General features: G+C 59.4%; 4 protein-coding genes. 1 reads left to right on the top strand and 3 read right to left on the bottom strand.

Annotated elements, in window-relative coordinates:
• From DQ229_RS16690 to DQ229_RS01810, 3 genes are all read right to left on the bottom strand, one after another.
• Positions 1–276 (bottom strand): hypothetical protein (locus DQ229_RS16690; protein ID WP_238380920.1); only part of this gene is annotated, 276 nt, incomplete at its 3' end.
• Between the two features lie 18 nt (positions 277–294).
• A complete protein-coding gene (locus tag DQ229_RS01815; protein WP_114964573.1) occupies positions 295–1,065 on the bottom strand; it encodes an alpha/beta fold hydrolase in 771 nt (256 codons plus the stop codon).
• Between the two features lie 25 nt (positions 1,066–1,090).
• A complete protein-coding gene (locus tag DQ229_RS01810) occupies positions 1,091–1,618 on the bottom strand; it encodes a flavin reductase family protein (protein ID WP_114964572.1) in 528 nt (175 codons plus the stop codon).
• Between the two features lie 38 nt (positions 1,619–1,656).
• Here DQ229_RS01810 and DQ229_RS01805 point away from each other — a divergent pair, with 38 nt between their 5' ends.
• The gene (locus DQ229_RS01805) at positions 1,657–2,640 is read left to right on the top strand and encodes a LysR family transcriptional regulator (protein ID WP_202909490.1); all 984 of its coding nucleotides are present in this window, start codon (positions 1,657–1,659) and stop codon (positions 2,638–2,640) included.
• Positions 2,641–2,747: the final 107 nt, after the last annotated feature.

Below are 2,747 nucleotides of genomic sequence, written 5' to 3'. Positions count from 1 at the left end.
AGAGCCGGAGCCCTCCAGACCAAAATCACGCCGACTATCCCAAATCATTCGACGACGGACAAGGGTTGCCTGTTCCCACAGGCGCAGAGGGATGTTGAAATCGTGGAGAAGGCAAGTACCTGGCTTTCTGGTCGGCGCCGCAATTTCAGCGCTGTCTAGCAACACCTGATGCGGCACATTCACCGCATTTCGGCTCTCGGAAACTACACTGGAACGGACGGCTAACTGCTTGTCGCTCAGGCCCTCGCGGCAGGTGATCTTTGGGAGGTGCGCCATGCCGGACTCCTGATTCCTTCAGCCCGACCTGTCTTGCCGCGCCCTGATGAACCGGGTGATTTCTGCTGCGACAGTGGCTGGCTGCTCCACGGCGGAGATATGCCCGGCATCCTCGATCATGACGAACTTCGATCCGGGGGTCAGGCAGTGCATCTTGCGCATGACGTCGGGTGGTGCGCCCGCGTCCTGATCGCCGACCAGATACAGCGTGGGCACGCGCATCTCGCTCAGTCGGCGCAGGTAGTCGAGCCCCTGAAGCGCACGGGCACAGCAAATAAAGCCCTCTGTGCGGGTGGTGCGCATCATCGCGCGCATCCAGTCCATGTTCTGGTTGTCGGATTTGAACGCCTCGGTGAACCAGCGTTCCAGCGTGGGCTCCACCAGGGCGTCGAGTCCGCCAGCCTCAATCCGGGCGATGCGGTCATCCCAGGATGAACGATAGGCCTCAGGCGCATCTGCGCGTGCGTCACACACTACGAGGCTCAAAAGCCTGTCCGCGTGGTCCAGCCCTAGCCCCATGCCCACCATCGACAGCCCCGCAAAATGGGCCCGCTCGATATTCAGGTGATCGAGCAACGCGATAACATCGGATTGCAGGTCGTGCAGCGTGCAGACCGTCCCCTTCGACGGGGTGGCGCCATGCCCGCGGGCATCATAGCGGATGACGCGAAACTCTTGCTCCAGCGCAGGCAGGGCCGGTTCCCACATGTGAAGATTGGTGGCCAGCCCATGCGACAGAACAAGCGGTGCGCCGCCCTCGGGGCCGGAGATGCGGTAATGCGGTGTCATTGTGCTACCTCCCTTCGGGACTTGCTCAGGCGGTACCTTTGAAGAACTGCCCCCCGTGATAGATCAGCGGCGTGCCGGTGGCGCACTGACATTGGATGATCTCGCCCAGGATGATTTCGTGATCGCCGCCGGGGTGGATATCGTAGAGTCGGCAGCTGATCTGAGCCAGCGAGTCAGGGATCACGGGCAGGCCGTGACTGTCCTGCGGCAGGTCAAGCCCGTCGAAACGGTCAGCCTCTTCGCCCACAAAGCGCATGCAAAGATCTTCTTGGCTGGCATCAAGGACATTCACAGCAAAGAAGCCGCTCTTGCGGATCGCTTCACCCGTGGCGCTGCCTTTGCGGGGGCAAATAAGCAGCAAGCAAGGGGCCAGCGATACAGAGGTCAGAGAATTCACTGTCATGCCGAATGGCTGACCGTCGTGGATTGAGGTGACAACCGCGACCCCAGTCGCGAATTTACTCATTGTCTCGCGAAAGTGCCCCGCATCGACAGGAAATAGAACCGCATGACGATGGGCAGGGTCATTGATGTCTCTGGTTGTAGTATTCATCGGCAACTCCACTGCAGGAAACGCAATGTACTTAGGAAATGCTATTTTTTCGCTTGCCCGTTGGCGAGGGCATAAATACGAAATTCAATATTCAGCTTTTTTCCGAAATTCGCCGCTCCAACGGCGGCCGCACCAGAAGGGACAAGATGAACAAGTTCATCGCGATCAGGATCTTCACTCGGGTGGCCGAAGAAGGCGGGTTTACCGCTGCGGCAACCAAGTTGGGTGTCTCGGTTTCGACGGTTACCAAGTCCGTATCGCGCCTGGAGGATGAGTTGGGCGCGCAACTTTTCACCCGCACCACACGGCGTATCAACATCACCGATTACGGGCAGGCGTTCTACGAACGTTGCGTGACGATTCTCGCCGATCTGGAGGATGCCGAAGCCGAATTGCGCAGCGGTGCGTCAGCACCGCTTGGGCGAGTGAGGGTCGTGCTTCCCTTCTCCTTCGGGAGGGTGACGGTGATGCCGGAGTTGCCCCGTTTTCTGGAAAGGCACCCACAGATCACGCTTGAGGTCGATTTCAGCGACGAGGCGGTAGACATGATCTCCAAGGGATATGATGTCGCCGTTCGTACGGGCGAACTTAGCGACTCGCGCCTTAACACTCGGGTACTGAACCGCGACGCGCAGGTGACAGTCGCTGCACCCTCTTACCTGGCGCGTCGGGGAATTCCCAAGTCGCCCGATGATCTGGCCGAACACGATTGCATCGTGGGTCGTTTCGGCCCCGAATGGACTTTTCGTCGTCTAGATGGCCAGCGCCATTCGTTGCGCGTGTCAGGCAGTTGCATCATCAACAGCGGCGACGCGCTGCGCGAGGCTGCGGCGGCGGGCATTGGCCTGGCTCAAGGCACGTGGTGGCTGTTTCGCAAGGATCTGGAGAGCGGTGCGTTGTTGCCGGTGCTTGAAGAATACGCCGACGAGGGGATGCCGATATCGATCCTCTATTCCGCCAACCGTCACGTTCCGCGGAAGGTGCGCGCTTTTCTAGATTTCCTAATCGAAGTGACGAAGTAGGGGGCACAAGGCCCTGATCAGCCCCGATGATCGAGCGACGCGCTTGTCTGAAGTCAGCGCCCATGGGACAATTTAGGCATATTGCGGAACGGAGGGTTTCTGGCTCA

The organism is Alkalilacustris brevis, from assembly GCF_003350345.1.
Taxonomy (GTDB): domain Bacteria; phylum Pseudomonadota; class Alphaproteobacteria; order Rhodobacterales; family Rhodobacteraceae; genus Alkalilacustris; species Alkalilacustris brevis.
Note: the sequence above shows the minus strand (reverse complement) of the source record. Positions and strands in the feature narration are given on the sequence as shown.

Bases quoted from the DNA above. Each gene is read 5' to 3' on its own strand.
- DQ229_RS01815 (WP_114964573.1), bottom strand. From the start codon at position 1,065: ATGACACCGCATTACCGCATCTCCGGCCCCGAGGGCGGCGCACCGCTT.
- DQ229_RS01810 (WP_114964572.1), bottom strand. From the start codon at position 1,618: ATGAATACTACAACCAGAGACATCAATGACCCTGCCCATCGTCATGCG.
- DQ229_RS01805 (WP_202909490.1), top strand. From the start codon at position 1,657: ATGCTATTTTTTCGCTTGCCCGTTGGCGAGGGCATAAATACGAAATTC.